Origin of the sequence: Bacillus sp. SIMBA_031 (assembly GCF_046535225.1) — a bacterium.
Taxonomy (GTDB): domain Bacteria; phylum Bacillota; class Bacilli; order Bacillales; family Bacillaceae; genus Bacillus; species Bacillus velezensis.
Genome location: NZ_JAWRXC010000446.1, coordinates 1 through 255, shown reverse-complemented (window position 1 = coordinate 255; position 255 = coordinate 1). Strand labels below are relative to the sequence as shown.

Sequence of the window (255 nt, the reverse complement as noted above, 5' to 3'; positions counted from 1 at the left end):
TATAGTTCTCCTTTCCTCGTCCGCGGCAGCACTGGTCCTGCCGATCATCGATTCGCTTCGGCTTTCGGGACCAAAAGTGTTGGCCATGACGGCGCAGGTAGCCATCGCTGACATCGCGTGCATCGTGGCCCTTCCCCTCGCCGTCGACCCGCCGCACGCGGGTCGGGCCGCGTTGGGCGGTGCCGCCGTCGCATTGTGCGCAGCGGCGCTGTTCCTGGCCCTGCGAAAGCTGGAACGGGACGGAACGCGCAGTAA

General features: G+C 65.9%; 1 protein-coding gene. It reads left to right on the top strand.

The features are described from left to right. A partial coding sequence (locus tag SB724_RS20980) for a hypothetical protein (protein WP_410572898.1) occupies nt 1-255 on the top strand: 255 nt, incomplete at both ends.